This window comes from Candidatus Methanoperedens sp., assembly GCA_012026795.1.
Classification (GTDB): Archaea; Halobacteriota; Methanosarcinia; order Methanosarcinales; family Methanoperedenaceae; genus Methanoperedens.
Genome location: VEPM01000023.1, coordinates 13,630 through 27,925, shown reverse-complemented (window position 1 = coordinate 27,925; position 14,296 = coordinate 13,630). Strand labels below are relative to the sequence as shown.

12 protein-coding genes are annotated in these 14,296 nt (G+C 41.1%); 5 read left to right on the top strand and 7 right to left on the bottom strand.

What is annotated here, in order from left to right; all coding sequences use genetic code 11:
• The first annotated feature begins 139 nt into the window (after window positions 1–139).
• From FIB07_12125 to FIB07_12115, 3 genes are all read left to right on the top strand, one after another.
• The gene (locus tag FIB07_12125; protein ID NJD53603.1) at window positions 140–415 is read left to right on the top strand and encodes a UPF0058 family protein; all 276 of its coding nucleotides are present in this window, start codon (window positions 140–142) and stop codon (window positions 413–415) included.
• Between the two features lie 132 nt (window positions 416–547).
• On the top strand, window positions 548–1,441 hold the full coding sequence (gene fhcD / locus FIB07_12120; protein ID NJD53602.1) for a formylmethanofuran--tetrahydromethanopterin N-formyltransferase: 894 nt from the start codon (window positions 548–550) through the stop codon (window positions 1,439–1,441).
• A 111-nt stretch (window positions 1,442–1,552) separates the two neighbouring features.
• Window positions 1,553–2,128, top strand: a complete 576-nt coding sequence (locus tag FIB07_12115; GenBank protein ID NJD53601.1) for a nitroreductase family protein — start codon at window positions 1,553–1,555, stop codon at window positions 2,126–2,128.
• Window positions 2,129–2,228: 100 nt separating this feature from the next.
• On the opposite strand, the gene purL is transcribed toward FIB07_12115, so the two are convergent.
• From purL to FIB07_12090, 5 genes are all read right to left on the bottom strand, one after another.
• A complete protein-coding gene (gene purL / locus FIB07_12110) occupies window positions 2,229–5,159 on the bottom strand; it encodes a phosphoribosylformylglycinamidine synthase subunit PurL (protein ID NJD53600.1) in 2,931 nt (976 codons plus the stop codon).
• A 155-nt stretch (window positions 5,160–5,314) separates the two neighbouring features.
• Window positions 5,315–5,506 carry a hypothetical protein gene (locus FIB07_12105; GenBank protein ID NJD53599.1) on the bottom strand — a complete coding sequence of 64 codons (192 nt, stop codon included), beginning with the start codon at window positions 5,504–5,506 and terminating at the stop codon, window positions 5,315–5,317.
• A gap of 271 nt (window positions 5,507–5,777) precedes the next feature.
• Complete coding sequence (locus tag FIB07_12100; protein NJD53598.1) at window positions 5,778–6,257, bottom strand: 6-carboxytetrahydropterin synthase QueD; 480 nt, start codon at window positions 6,255–6,257, stop codon at window positions 5,778–5,780.
• A 63-nt stretch (window positions 6,258–6,320) separates the two neighbouring features.
• A complete protein-coding gene (locus FIB07_12095; GenBank protein NJD53597.1) occupies window positions 6,321–7,559 on the bottom strand; it encodes an ATP-binding protein in 1,239 nt (412 codons plus the stop codon).
• A gap of 48 nt (window positions 7,560–7,607) precedes the next feature.
• On the bottom strand, window positions 7,608–9,146 hold the full coding sequence (locus FIB07_12090; protein ID NJD53596.1) for a hypothetical protein: 1,539 nt from the start codon (window positions 9,144–9,146) through the stop codon (window positions 7,608–7,610).
• 502 nt (window positions 9,147–9,648) lie between these two features.
• Between FIB07_12090 and FIB07_12085 the strand changes: the two genes are divergently transcribed.
• On the top strand, window positions 9,649–10,902 hold the full coding sequence (locus FIB07_12085; protein ID NJD53595.1) for a hypothetical protein: 1,254 nt from the start codon (window positions 9,649–9,651) through the stop codon (window positions 10,900–10,902).
• Between the two features lie 14 nt (window positions 10,903–10,916).
• On the top strand, window positions 10,917–11,765 hold the full coding sequence (locus FIB07_12080) for a radical SAM protein (GenBank protein NJD53594.1): 849 nt from the start codon (window positions 10,917–10,919) through the stop codon (window positions 11,763–11,765).
• A gap of 369 nt (window positions 11,766–12,134) precedes the next feature.
• Here the strand turns inward: FIB07_12080 and FIB07_12075 are convergent, their stop codons facing one another.
• Together FIB07_12075 and FIB07_12070 are read right to left on the bottom strand one after the other, a co-directional pair.
• Complete coding sequence (locus FIB07_12075) at window positions 12,135–13,007, bottom strand: bifunctional methylenetetrahydrofolate dehydrogenase/methenyltetrahydrofolate cyclohydrolase (protein ID NJD53593.1); 873 nt, start codon at window positions 13,005–13,007, stop codon at window positions 12,135–12,137.
• Window positions 13,008–13,013: 6 nt separating this feature from the next.
• Window positions 13,014–14,249, bottom strand: a complete 1,236-nt coding sequence (locus tag FIB07_12070; GenBank protein ID NJD53592.1) for a serine hydroxymethyltransferase — start codon at window positions 14,247–14,249, stop codon at window positions 13,014–13,016.
• Window positions 14,250–14,296: the final 47 nt, after the last annotated feature.

Genomic DNA, 14,296 nt, shown 5'->3' with positions numbered 1-14,296 from the left:
AAGATTAATTCGTAAACTTTAAATGTAAAACATAGGAAATGCACTTCCTAACAAAATCATTTTAGTATCGGATTGATGTGAATAGAATAGCATTACTGCTTAGCAGTAAACAGCTAAATAAGAGATAGGAGGCGGTTTTATACACAAAGAAGAGTTAATCCAGCTACATACACTAATGGTGCAAATGAAGAAGTTCTTCGAGGAAAATGGCCATGGAGAATTTGTACAATACCAGTCCCTTCAGATAAGCCCCATACATGTACATCGAAGCAAAGCCGAACATAAACATGCAATCTTTATTCTTGGTAAAGAGATAGCTTCCGTGATGACACTTGATGAATTCTCAGGACCGGGAAGAACACAGGTGAGAATGCAGGAACTTGCAAGCCGCGCTGTTGATGAAATAATGCATTAAAAAAGTAAAAAAACGTCTCTTTTTTTAAGCTTTCGAAACATTTCGAAGCATATATTAGGTACTACAATAAAAATGACGGATTGTTTGATGACCCGTAATTGATATTTTTGGGTCATCATGTGAGGGATATTTATGGAACTCAATGGAGTAGAGATAGAAGACACATTTGCGGAAGCATTTCCGATAAAGATAGCAAGAATATTGATCACAGGCGCAACACGGCGATGGGCCATGGTTGCGGCACAGGAAGCCACAGGCTTTGGAACCTCTGTAATAATGTGCCCAGCCGAGGCCGGCATTGAAAAGGTTGTTGATGGCAGCGAAACACCTGATGGAAGGCCTGGTGTGTATATTTATATATGCACATTTGGCTATAAAGCCCTGGAAGAACAGTTATTAAAACGTCTGGGCCAGTGTGTCCTGACTGCCCCGACTGCTGCAATGTGGAATGGGCTTCCGAACGCTGAGAAACAATTTGATACCGGATTCAAGCTCAAGTTCTTCGGAGACGGGTTTGAATCCGAAACCAATATTGGTGGAAGGAAAGCATATAAGATCCCCATGATGCAGGGTGACTTCATTACTGAGCACGGTATCGGAGCGCAGGAAGGCATTGCAGGGGGCAATTTCTTTATTATGGCAGATACGCAGATGACGGCTCTTACCGCTGCTGAAAATGCGGTTGATGCAATAATGATGCTGACAGGTACGATCACTCCTTTCCCTGGCGGCGTTGTGGCAAGCGGATCAAAGGTCGGATTTACAAATTATAAATTCATGAAGGCAACAACAAATGAAAAATTCAGCCCTTCGATAAAAGCAAAGATAAAAGATACTCATGTGCCTGCTGATGTAAATGCCATATATGAGATCGTTATCAATGGCCTTGATGCGGAATCAATAAGCAGATCCATGAAAGCCGGTATCGCTGCGGCTGTAAGGGTCCCTGGTGTCAAGAAGATAAGCGCAGGGAACTATGGCGGTACGCTGGGCCCGCATAAATTCTACCTTAAAGACCTCATTTAAACAAGGGGTGAATTCCCCCTTTATTTTCCTTTTTTCATTTTTACTGAAATTCTTTATATTATCCGGAAATCTATTCTAATAAGAAACAACATTCAATAATAGGTGAACCGCATGAAAGACATTATTGAAATAATAAAAACACGGCGATGTGTCCGTAATTACAAAGAAGACCAGATCCCTGATGAGGATATTAAATTCCTGATCGACTGCGCCGGGTATACTCCTTCAGGTTTGAACATGCAGCCATGGGGTTTTATGGTGATAAAAAATAAGGACGTTTTGCGGCGGCTTTCGGAATTTGGAAAAAAATCCATGATCCCGCTGCTGGAACAATTTAAAGATAACTCACAGGGGGCTGCTGATTTTCTTGCATTTCTTAAAACAGAAGGTTCAGACATGTTCTATAATGCACCTGTTATGGTGATCATCCTCGGGAATAATAAAGCACCTACGGCAGCTTATGATTGCTCAATGGCAGCCCAGACAATGATGCTTGCTGCCCATTCCATAGGAATCGGAAGCTGCTGGATAGGAGGCGTCCAGCGTGCCCTGATGGATGAAAAAATCATGAAAGAACTTGGCATACCTGAAGGATACATTATTGTTGCGCCATTGATATTCGGGTATCCGAGAGGCGATACCGAAATGCCTGAAAGGAGAGAGCCTGAAGTGGTGTGGGTGAAATAGGATTGAGAATGGTTGATTTTTTGTTAGCGCTTTTCTATTTCTCATGAAAAGGTCGGGAATTTCAGGCGCTTCTTCTCGCAATAAATGCGCGAAATTGATATTACCATCTTAACGTCTTCTGCCATGCATTCTTAAGCACATCGATCCTTTCTCTGAGCACCACTTTCTCCCCGTCCATCACAATAAATTCCTGCCGCGCTGTGACTGCGCCAACATCCGCAAACACATTACCTTTCATGAGCGCCTCGAATCTTTTCACATTTCTAGGCGCCACTGTGACAACAAAGCGGCTCTGGGATTCTGAGAATAATATCGTATCTGAACGCTTGATGTTCTCAACAGGTACTTTTGTCAGTTCGATTATCATTCCAAGATCGCCTGAAAATGCACTTTCAGCCAGCGCCACGGCAAGACCACCGTCAGAGCAGTCATGACATGAAGCGACAACACCTTCGCTGATCGCTTTTTCAAGGGCGATATACAATTTTCTCGCTGAACTGGCATTCACACGCGGCACATCGTTCCCGATAAATCCCAGAGATGCATAATATTCTGAAGCTCCAAGTTCATCTTTCGTCATTCCGAGGATGTAAACCCTGTCCTCTGGACACTTCGCATCCATTGTCACTGCTCTTCGCACATCTTCAATTTTCCCGATCGTTGAAAAAAGAACAGTTGGGGGAATGGATATCTTCCTGCCCCCTATCTGGTAATCGTTCTTCATGCTGTCCTTTCCTGAAATGCAGGGGACACCGTATGCTTTTGTATAATCATACAGCGCCATGTTGGCTCTCACAAGCTGCCCGAGCTTATATTCGCCGTCAGGTGTTTTTTCTGATTTTTCAGGATCACACCAGCAGAAATTATCAAGACCTGCAAGATGATCAAATGAACCGCCCACTGCAATGTGATTTCGTACCGCCTCATCGATGGCGCAGGCCGTCATGTGGTATGTATCAACATCACCGTACCTCGGGCAGATGCCGTTTGCAACAACAACTCCTTCCATGCTATCAAGCAGAGGGCGGATAACCGCTGCATCACTCGGGCCATCCCCGGTTAATGGCTTGATGACAGATCCTGCCTGGACTTCATGGTCATACTGTCTGATGACATATTCTTTTGAACATATATTGAGGCGCGAAAGAAGATTTTTAAGAATTGCGGTCGAATCCACAACACCAAGAACAGGCTCTTCAAACTTGCGCTGTACCCATCGCGCATTCAATTTCATGGCTGGAAGACCATTATGCAAAAACTCCATATCCAGGTAAGCCACATTTTTATTTCCGTATTTTACATGGAATTTGCCCGAATCTGTAAATGTTCCGATAACAGTGGCCTCAACGTCTCTTGTTTTAGCAAGATTCAGGAATTCATCAATTTTTTCGGGAGAAACCGCGAGCGTCATTCTCTCCTGCGACTCGGAAACAAGGATTTCCCAGGGGTCAAGGCCAGGATATTTCAGGGGGCATTTATCAAGTTCGATCAGGCATCCTCCGCAGAGCTGCGCCATCTCACCAACCGATGACGAAAGGCCGCCTGCGCCGTTATCTGTTATTGATCCATATAATCCCTTATCACGAGCTTCAAGCAGGAAATCAAGCATCTTCTTCTGGGTTATAGGATCTCCGATCTGTACAGCGGTAACAGGTGAATCCTCATCAAGTTGCAGTGATGAGAAAGTTGCGCCGTGGATGCCGTCTTTCCCGATGCGCCCCCCGGCCATTACTATGAGGTCACCACTATGGATTTCCTTTATATGGGAGGGTTTTCCATTGATCACTGAAGGCATTATTCCACCCGTTCCGCAATATACTAGAGGTTTTCCAAGATACCGCACATCAAAAACTATACACCCGTTCACCGTGGGAATACCGGATTTATTCCCGCCATGTTCGACGCCGCGCCTTACGCCTTCAAATATCCTCTTGGGATGAAGAAGTCGCGGTGGAAGCTCTTTATCATAAAAAGGGGATGCAAAACAAAAGACATCAGTGTTAAATATCAGTCTTGCACCTATCCCCGTACCCATAGGGTCGCGGTTTACACCAACAATACCTGTTATGGCGCCGCCGTACGGATCAAGAGCAGAAGGCGTATTGTGCGTTTCCACCTTCATGACAAGATTATAGTCATCATTAAATTTGATCACGCCTGCATTATCGGTGAAAACAGAAACAAGCCATGGTTTATTTATTTCCTTTGTGGCGCGCTTTATGAAAGTATTAAAAAGCGAATTTATTACAAGGCTTCCTTTATCGTCTGAATAAGTTATCCGGCTGTTGAATATTTTATGTTTGCAGTGCTCAGACCATGTCTGGGCAAGCACTTCTATTTCCACATCCGTAGGAAGGGTTAGTCCAAGATATTTCCTCTGAGTTTTCGTTTCTTGCGAATTAAAATATTCCTTAAGAGCGATCATTTCCCTGTGATTCAGAGCAAGAAGTCTCTGTATGCTTAATTCCTTTAATTTTTCATCACTGGTATTAAGGTCAATTTCCATAACTGAAGGTTTATGTTTTCCTTTTATGACAGGAAGCGGCAGACATACACCTTTTTGTTTATCCCAGTCAATACTATTGATTATTATCCATCGTTCAATAAGGGTATTTGCAAGAAGTCCGCCAGCTATCTTTTCAGCATCTTCTTTTGTGATCTTCCCTTTTATCAGATATTGTCTTGAAAAATATACTCCCTTTATTGTGGTTTTAATAATATCTTCAGATGCTTTTTTTGCAGTAGTTCCGACGTTATCAGTAACACCAGGCTTGAAGCCAACTTCAATGAGCCATGAAAAATCCTTTGCAAGCGGTTCAGGGGAATATTCCTGTATTACGGGATCTGCAAACAATTCTTCACCGAGAATCTTTACCTGTTCATTGGAAATATCTGCATCGATGGTATAAACATCAAGTGTCCTGACACTCTCCACATTTATATGCAGGTCTTCAGCTATCCTTTTTCTCGTGCTGTCTCCCAGCGCATCTTTTATCCCTTTTTTAAAACCGACTTCAATTCTGCTGGCCATTATTTATTCCTTTTTCTTGATCCTGGTTCTGACTCATCAAACGCGTTATATTACGAGAAGCTGATATAAAATAATATGTAATTGGAGCAAGAAATTTTGGATAAAATCAAAAATATGAGTCAAAAAAAAAGAATGATGGCCAATTTATGATGCAATTATGATTTTTTAATTTCCGATTGAAACTTTTTACCAGCATGCGCCATGCCTACTAAGACAGCAGCTGGTGGGGCTACAAGGGCTGTTACTAATCCTGTCATAAATGCCGTTTGTATAGAAGCATAACCTGCAATTATGCCCAGAGACAGAAAAATTATTATAAAACAAAAATTATTTAGTTTAATATACATATTTAAATCTCCTCATATTTTATATGCAATTTTTGCACAACTTGAAATGCTGCTGGCAACGATATTAACTTCGTAAGGCAGAAAGATAAAAGAACTATTATAACGCTCAATTCATTTATTCCAAACATATGTGAACCTCCTGATATATTTTAATATACTGTGCAATTTATGCACAATATGACAATATACCTTAAGGTATATAAAAGTATCTAAAAGCGCAACATTTGCTCAAATCGCTGAAAAATAACAAAATGGATCTGAGTAGAAAAGACTATAACTGATGTTCGCAGCCTGCGCCCTGTCCTATCCCCTCGTCCACCCGCACATGGATCTTCGTGATATTATCTGCTCCACTGGATTTGAGGCCCTTTGCCAGATTGGATGTGAAGTATTTGCACAGGTCTTCGGCACTTACGGAAGCTGTGGGAAGGAACATAATATCTTCAAGTGGAAGCACATATTTTTTTTTGCTATCAATGATCTCAATCGATACACTATCGCTTTTCTTTATAATGAGACGCGGGTCTTTTTCTGCAATCAGGATCTTGTGATCAAGCCTGTCGCAAATCCTGTTAACTATTCCTTTTACGGTCTCAAAATCAATAATGAACTCACCTTTCTGTTCGCCCTCGATCCTGACACTGATAGCATATGTATGACCGTGAAGGCATCCGCATTTTGGGTGATTGGGGATGAAATGGCATGCTGAAAATCTTAGTTTTGCCATCCAGCCGTCTATTTCAATGAACATGAGGTTGCTTAAGTACCCATGTAAGTATAATCTTTTCTCAATGTCTGAATAAATGCAATTTTCTTAATTAACCATAGCCAAAATATCATCTATGTCCATTATTTTAACATTATCAATTTTTGTCTCATTTTTATTTTTTGTTATGAATATTTTATCTGCTTTGGTAAAAGTTGTTTTTTCCACGAATTTTCTTAGGTCGTTGCTATCGTATTTTCCCCATTTTACTTCTCCAACGATAACCGCCTTGTTTCTTACGGTTATAATGAAGTCCAGCTCTTTTGAGGGCGTTACATAATATTCTTTTTTTCCATGGTAGGCGCTGGCGAACAAATCCCCTATAAAGTTTTGCACTGCAAAATTTCTTAGTTTTTCTATAGTCGGCCTTGCTTCTTCAAAGCTTACGTCTCTATCTTCAAAATTATATCGATCAGCAAGATAGAAAAAAGCCTCCATCATAGGTGAAGACAAGCGGTACATTTTTTTTTTTGAGGAATATATCGGCAGGGATTCAACCAGCCCCATGCCTTCCATATTTTTTATGTAAGGAATTATCAAAGAGCTGTCTGCCCGCTCGATCACCTTTCTGCTGGCAAGGATCGAGGCAATATTTTTGTAATCCAATTCGCCAGCTCCTATAAGTCTCAAAATAGCCTCGTATACCTTCGTGAACTCTCTTTCCTCTTCCGTAAATATTTCCCCGACAAGCGAAGGAACCGTGAATTTGGAATATTTCAAGAGATCATATATGACCCTCTCACTATCGCTTTCTTTCATGAAAAAGGGGATAGTCCATGCATCTGCAAGATATGGGGCAAGCTCAATTGCTTGCATTGCATCCATTTTTTTTGAAAGCTCCCGTAATATGTTATTCGGCCTTATCAGCCCAAGCTTGTACTGCATAGCCAGTCCAAGGAGCGGTGATTTGCTTCCAAAGAGCTTTTTTATCACTCTCATACTGGAGCCGGAAAGAATAATTTTTCCTTTTGGATGAAGAGTGGATATTCGCTCAATAACGGATTCAGGAAGCCTCTGGAATTCATCTATCACCACTTTTTTATCAGCAAGAAGCAGCTCCGATACTGCCCTTGAAAAATCATCCATATTGTTTATTGTGCTGATGACGAACTTTTCGGCTAGAATGCTGCCATCCCTGTTTACCCTGAAAAAGACATCGTAATCCAGGAAGTTCTTTATCAAAAATGTTTTTCCTACTTTTCTTCTTCCATAAATTAATATCCAACCATTTAATTTTTTTATTTCATCGGACTCATCCCTGTATATAATTTCTGAACCCATATTCATGAATGGTGGTTCAGGATTTATATAGCTTTGCTTAAGTTTGGGATTGTTTCAATTCGATGGTGAATTGTAGTTACTCTTACTATCATTCAATAAATAGAATCCACTTATAGCTATTTTCATATTATTTAAACGAGGACGAGTAGCATTCAATTCATAATATCCTGGACTCAAATTCGTTGGATTGATAAAAAGTCCATACTTTCCATTTTCAAATGAATTGGCAGAAAGATTACCAGATATAATTATATTTGACTTGTGATTAGGTTCTATACGTTCTATCGAATCTATTTTAGATAAATTATTCTCTCTATCTGATTTCGATAATTCTATTGATATATACGAATTCGGACCTGTGACATGAATAGTTACAGGAATTGGACCACCATTCTTATAATAAACGCTATTGATATCGGTTGTAATATCTCCACTGGCGATATTTGAAAAAGGAACAAATGATATAGACCAAATAATTAGTCCAAATAAGATAAAAAATGAGGCAATTACATATCCCCATTTGGAATATCCTCTTGGAACGATGAATTGATAGAGGATAATTGCAATTATTAAGGAAAATGAAAGCAAAAATAAACCAAGCATATATAAAGACTTATATAAAAAAATCCCCAAAACAAGAGACACAATCGATATTAAAATAATCCCAAATCTAAGAAGAAATGATTTTCCTTTGAAATTGATGTCGTATATATTTCGCAAATTGTTTATTTTATTCACGGTGAATTCATGGGTCCGTTCGCCATTGATTATTAAATCTACCTTGGTTTTGTCATCATTAAGTTTTAACAAAAGATATTTCATGTTAGTAGATATAATTATGAGCCTATCCGCATCTGTTTTTTCAATTTTTGCTGCTTTTATCCAATCAATACCAAAGCTACGTGTCAGGAATTTTTTTAGTCTTCCGCTATCGTTCCCAGGAACATCGTTCCAGCTAAACGAATACCTATCGTTATTGATACTTAAGTTGGCCCTGGTTTCTTTTTTGTTAAGTCTTAGATAAAGCTGGTTATCAGCGGCAGATAGCTTTATGGTTGAACCGTTATCGATTTTTTCGACCACTGCCGTTTTTGCCCACCTAATATTTTTCCTTGCTACCAGAAATTCAATCAGTTTTTCTGTATCTCTTCCTGGAATTTTATCCCAGCAAAACAAAAACGAAAAATAGCGCAAAGTTATTATCCATATTAATAAGAATATTACTATATAAATAAATATTACAATTATAACATATTTATCTGGATTTGTGTAAGATAAGATTAGACTTGAAAAGTATGCTAAAATTATTAAGAAAAATAAAAAAGCAGAATTGTAAACGATATCAGCTACCATTTCTATCCGCATTTTAATGTCATCTCGCATTTTTATCGAAATACCATGTAATGTAGTATATATAAGAAAATATAAAATAGAAACAAATGTGATTGGAATTAGAAGAGAAGCATAAGAATACCAATTCTCTTCAATCGAGTAATTTGAAAAATATATATAAATTGCTGATAGAAAACCCAATAGGGCAGTAACCGCAATTATTGCAAAATTAAATCCATCTGATTTTCCATCATCTGTCATATATGTTAGAAATACTCAGTTTAGCCATATTCTATGGTATTATATTTCTATAATGGTATATATTTTTCTCATAAAAATTCATTTCATAGCATCAATGTCAATTACTGTAAATGAGCCGAGCCAACTAAGATGTGTGATACCGTAAAAAACGAAGAACTATGGGACGTTGTTGAATTGTAATTATCATAAATATAAACAAACGCAGGACGAACGCAACCGTTTCACGCTTCTCCGCGAAACAGACGTGCGCTTTCGTAGAAGCCGTGAGCAAGGGAAATGAACGATTAGGCCGGCATGAGCACGGATAACGACGACGCATGAAGATTGACTCGTAAGCTGTACCTTCGCAGGCTTCGACCCTCTTTTCTGAAACTCATTAACAATATCTTCTAATTTTTCAGAGTAGAGAGCTTCATTTATTAAAGACGATCAACACTTTATGGGCAATCACTTTCACATAGCTTGCATTTATTTTATATCCCTTTATATCATCAACTGATACATGGAAAGCCCGGATTCGCTATTCAGCGGGACAAGCGATGCCCTGTGCATCCTGTGTCGCGGTTCAAAATTATTATGCGGCAAGCAGAGGTGTCCTGTTCTTGTCAAATTCTATTCGAACGTAAAGGTCAAACCGCTGACAGATAGCCTGAATATTGATGGCTCTTCCCCGCCAGGCGTGTTTATAGGAAGGATCGGCTATCCGTATGTTTCTATCGGGCCCCTTATTCCCCCGACACACGGGAATACCACCCTTCTTGATACCCCTGAAATGTGGATCGGGAAAAGTATCGATGAGATAGTTGATTTTCGCTCGCAGCTTGTCCGGGGAAAACATCTTGTCCATATAAGAGACCTTGACAGCAGCCGCATCGTAGAAGCTACCCGCGAGATGGCTCTTTGTGCATCCCCTATTGATGTAGAGGCGCAATTCCTGAAAAAACCACATACAAGGCTTGTACTTGATGACGAGGTCCAGCCTTTCGGCCCCACCGCACCTCTTAAGAAGATCGACGTTGGGAACACAAAATTCGACCGGAGGATGGAAAAAGCATATAATGATACTGACCTCAAAGCAAAGGATGCAGTCCTTGAACTTTATAAAAAAGATACGATCATATCAAGCATCCAGAAAGCATTTTCTGTAGGTGCATTCGGGGAAGGAAAAGCGCGCCGCTTTGTTCCTACGCGCTGGAGCATAACAGCAGTTGACAGCATGATTGGCGCAAATCTTATGGAGAAAATGAAGGATTTTCCCCTCATCAATGAGTTTCTTGTTTTTGAGTCGTGGCAGCTTGATAACAGGTTTGTGGTCATGATGATACCCCGCGCCTGGAGCTATGAGCTGATAGAGGCATGGTATCCGAATACTGTATGGAACCCGTTCGGGAAAGATGTGGCAATAATGTCATCATCTGAAGGTTATGAAGGGCGAACGACGTATGCTGAAATAGGGGGCTGTTATTATGCCGCCCGGCTTGCTGTGAATGAATATCTCATAAAAGAAAGGCGGCAGGCGCGTGTTGTGATCCTGAGGGAAGCCCATCCAGGTTATATCATGCCAGTAGGCGTGTGGAATGTGAGGGAGAATGTGAGAGCCGCTCTTGCTGCATCACCTAAAAAGTTCTCATCACTTGATGATGCTTTTTCATATATCTCCACCAGGCTTGTTATTCCGAAAGCGAGGTGGATCAAGGAGAGTATGGTCTTGAAAAATACATTATACCAGAGAGGACTGGAGGATTTTTTTACATAAGTTGGGAACAGTAAATGAAAAAGAATATGATAAAAGAAGTAAAAGTAAAAACTGCTCTCTCACCCTCAAAACTTCCCGGACTTGACTATTCCCTCAATCCCTACAGGGGCTGTGAACACGCCTGCGTTTATTGCTACGCGCCCTCGGTCATTTATTGGGATAAGGAGAAGGGGGCGTGGGGCGAGCTTGTAGAAGCAAAAGTGAATCTGCCGCGGATACTTTCAAAAGAACTCAGGATAAAGAAAAAAGGTGTTGTGGGGCTTGGGACGGTTACTGATCCATACCAGCCGGCTGAGAAGAAATATGAGATTACACGCCGGTGCCTCGAACTGCTGTCATTGCATGATTTCCCGGTTTGCATCCAGACAAAATCGTCACTTGTATTGAGGGATATGGATTTGCTGAAGAGTTTTTCAAATATTGAAGTGGGGGTAACCCTGACGGCGCTTGATGAGAGGGTGAGGGAAAAACTTGAACCTGGCGCATCGGCTGTTGAGGAAAGGCTGCACGCGCTGAAGGAACTTTCGAAAAATGGGATCAATACATGGGTTTTTTTGGGGCCGGTAATGCCACATATTACTGATGTTGATGCGCTGATCGATGCCATCGCTCGGGTGAAGCCGAAATATGTGCTTGTTGATAGGTTGAGACTGAAGGAAGGAGTCCGGGAGAGGGTTCGGGAGTTTATTTCAGGGTTTAAGCCTGATCTGCTTGGCGATTATGAAAGGATTTTCTTGAGGGGTGAGGATTATTATAGCGAGATTTTTGAGACGTTTTTGAGGAGATGCGAGGAGAAGGGAGTGGGGTGTGAGAGATTTCTTCCAAATTCGATACAGCTTAAAGCTAAATATGATGATGTCTAATTAATACTCACAATGAGATATGCTCGAAAAGAATCCTATGCTGATGAATCAGAGCTGCCTGTTGTTGAAAAAGAAAAGGAAAAAAGGTTAACTCCCAAGCAAGAGAAATTCCTGGAAGAAACTATGAGTAGGCATGACAAAGCTCTCAAAAAATTAGCTCAGATGTGACGTAGCTTTAGCTTTTTCTCTGATCCATTTTTCTATATATCTTCTTTGTTCGCTTATCGGCTAATAAATTTGGGGCTTCAATCGTGGTTAAGAAGTGCCGAGGAACGAGTTCACCTGCGATTTGGAATTATCAGATATCAGTTACCAGACTGCCGGGGCGCTCGCTTGATGGCCTGCACCCTTCTGTTTTTTAATTTAAATCTACTCGCACTGTATCTTCGCTGCCTGCAGCGTATGCTCCATAAGGATGGCTATTGTCATGGGGCCCACGCCTCCGGGAACAGGTGAGATCAATTTAACTTTTGGCAAAACATCTTCAAAATCAACATCCCCATAGACCTTTTCATCCTGCCAGGTAATACCAACATCAAAAACGATCGCATCTTCCTTCACCATATCAGCTTTGATCAGTCCCTTCACACCGGTCGCGACAATGAGTATATCTGCTTTTTGTGTCTGACTTTTAAGATCTTTTGAAAAAACATGACATATCTTCACGGTTGCATTGCGGTTTAAAAGCATAATCGCGGCAGGCTTTCCCACAACATTGCTGTGCCCGACAACAACAACTTCCATTCCCTTCGGGTCGATATTGAAATTGGAAAGCGCCCTTATTATCCCTTTGGGCGTACAGGGAACAAAACCTTCGCTTCCGATGAGCATTTTACCCATATTGAGCGGGTTAAAACCATCTACATCCTTTTGTGGCGCGATTTTCATCATTACTGCGCGTTCATCGATATGTCTGGGTAAAGGCAGTTGTACAAGTATGCCGTGTATTTCCCGACGCCTGTTCAGGGTCTCGATAAGTTCGATTATCTCTTCCTGTTTTGTTTCCTGTGGAAATTTGTGGTCTTCAGATATGATTCCCACACGTTTTGCAGCCCAGTGTTTAAGTTTTACATACAGTTTTGACGGGGGATGTTCTCCTACAAGAATTGTGGCAAGAGCCGGCTTTATGCCATGCTCTTTTACAAACACCTCAACTTCGTTCTTCACCTTAGCTTCAATATCCTGTGCTATTTTTCTCCCATCTATTACCCTGGGATCTGTAACTTCAGGAAGCGGCTCCATAGCTACTCACTCGTACGGGATCGGGAACTGGTTGCAAAGCTCAAGAATGCTTCTCCTTACTTCCTTGATCTTATTTACATCATTAATGTTCCTGATGACCTCGTCGATTGCCTCTGCAATAATAATCATTTCCTTTTCTTTCATTCCCCGCGTTGTTGCGGCAGGCGTGCCTATCCGGATACCGCTTGTGATGAAGGGGCTCTTTGTCTCAAAAGGAATAGTATTCTTGTTTAGGATAATACCTGCTTCCTGAAGTTTTGCTTCAGCTTCCTTGCCTGTTATGCCAATAGGATTCAGGTCAACAAGCATAAGATGGTTATCCGTGCCGCCCGATACAAGTTCATTGCCCCGCATCGTCAGTTCACCAGCAACTTTTTTTGCATTTTTAACGATTTGCTTCTGGTAATCATTGAATTCCTTACTCATCGCTTCTTTAAATGCCACTGCCTTTGCTGCTATTACATGCATAAGAGGCCCGCCCTGCATCCCCGGAAAAACCGTCTTATCTATATCTTTTGCATATTCTTCCCTGCACATGATCATGCCTCCGCGCGGTCCACGCAAGGTCTTATGCGTTGTCGTTGTAACAAAATCCGAATATGGCACAGGGTCACAGTGTACCCCTGCAACAACCAATCCTGCAATATGCGCGATATCCGAAAGCAGCAGTGCTCCTACCTCATCCGCAATTTCCCTGAATCTTTTGAAATCAAGTTCTCGTGGATACGCGCTTGCTCCCGCAACAATAATTTTTGGTTTATGTTCCTTTGCGATTTTTGATAATTCATCATAATCTAAGGTTCTTGTCTCCCTTGAAACACCATACGGGACTATCTTAAATAATTTTCCTGAAAAATTCACAGGGCTGCCATGCGAAAGATGACCGCCGTGAGACAGATCCATGCTCATTATCGTATCCCCGTACTTGAGCATCGTAAAATAAACCGCCATATTCGCCTGCGACCCTGAATGCGGCTGCACGTTGATATGTTCTGCCTTAAATAATTTCTTTGCCCTGTCCACTGCAAGGTTTTCTGCGGCATCCACAAACTCGCAGCCTCCGTAGTATCTCTTACCCGGATATCCTTCAGCATATTTATTCGTCATTACAGAGCCCTGAGCCTGCAGAACTGCACGGCTTGCATAGTTCTCAGAGGCTATCAAATTCAGTTTGGTTCTTTGCCTTTCAATTTCATGTCTCATTATTTCATAAATTTCAGGATCTATTGTTTTTAACGGCATAATAATTCCTCTTAATTTATTCTGTTATCATGACCTATCGTGCTTTA

What these genes read in the sequence shown, in the direction of transcription:
- FIB07_12095 (NJD53597.1), bottom strand. Translation starts at nt 7,559, where the DNA reads ATGAATATGGGTTCAGAAATTATATACAGGGATGAGTCCGATGAAATA.
- FIB07_12105 (NJD53599.1), bottom strand. Translation starts at nt 5,506, where the DNA reads ATGTATATTAAACTAAATAATTTTTGTTTTATAATAATTTTTCTGTCT.
- FIB07_12090 (NJD53596.1), bottom strand. Translation starts at nt 9,146, where the DNA reads ATGACAGATGATGGAAAATCAGATGGATTTAATTTTGCAATAATTGCG.
- FIB07_12070 (NJD53592.1), bottom strand. Translation starts at nt 14,249, where the DNA reads ATGCCGTTAAAAACAATAGATCCTGAAATTTATGAAATAATGAGACAT.
- purL (NJD53600.1), bottom strand. Translation starts at nt 5,159, where the DNA reads ATGGCCAGCAGAATTGAAGTCGGTTTTAAAAAAGGGATAAAAGATGCG.
- fhcD (NJD53602.1), top strand. Translation starts at nt 548, where the DNA reads ATGGAACTCAATGGAGTAGAGATAGAAGACACATTTGCGGAAGCATTT.
- FIB07_12115 (NJD53601.1), top strand. Translation starts at nt 1,553, where the DNA reads ATGAAAGACATTATTGAAATAATAAAAACACGGCGATGTGTCCGTAAT.
- FIB07_12085 (NJD53595.1), top strand. Translation starts at nt 9,649, where the DNA reads ATGGAAAGCCCGGATTCGCTATTCAGCGGGACAAGCGATGCCCTGTGC.
- FIB07_12100 (NJD53598.1), bottom strand. Translation starts at nt 6,257, where the DNA reads ATGTTCATTGAAATAGACGGCTGGATGGCAAAACTAAGATTTTCAGCA.
- FIB07_12080 (NJD53594.1), top strand. Translation starts at nt 10,917, where the DNA reads ATGAAAAAGAATATGATAAAAGAAGTAAAAGTAAAAACTGCTCTCTCA.
- FIB07_12075 (NJD53593.1), bottom strand. Translation starts at nt 13,007, where the DNA reads ATGGAGCCGCTTCCTGAAGTTACAGATCCCAGGGTAATAGATGGGAGA.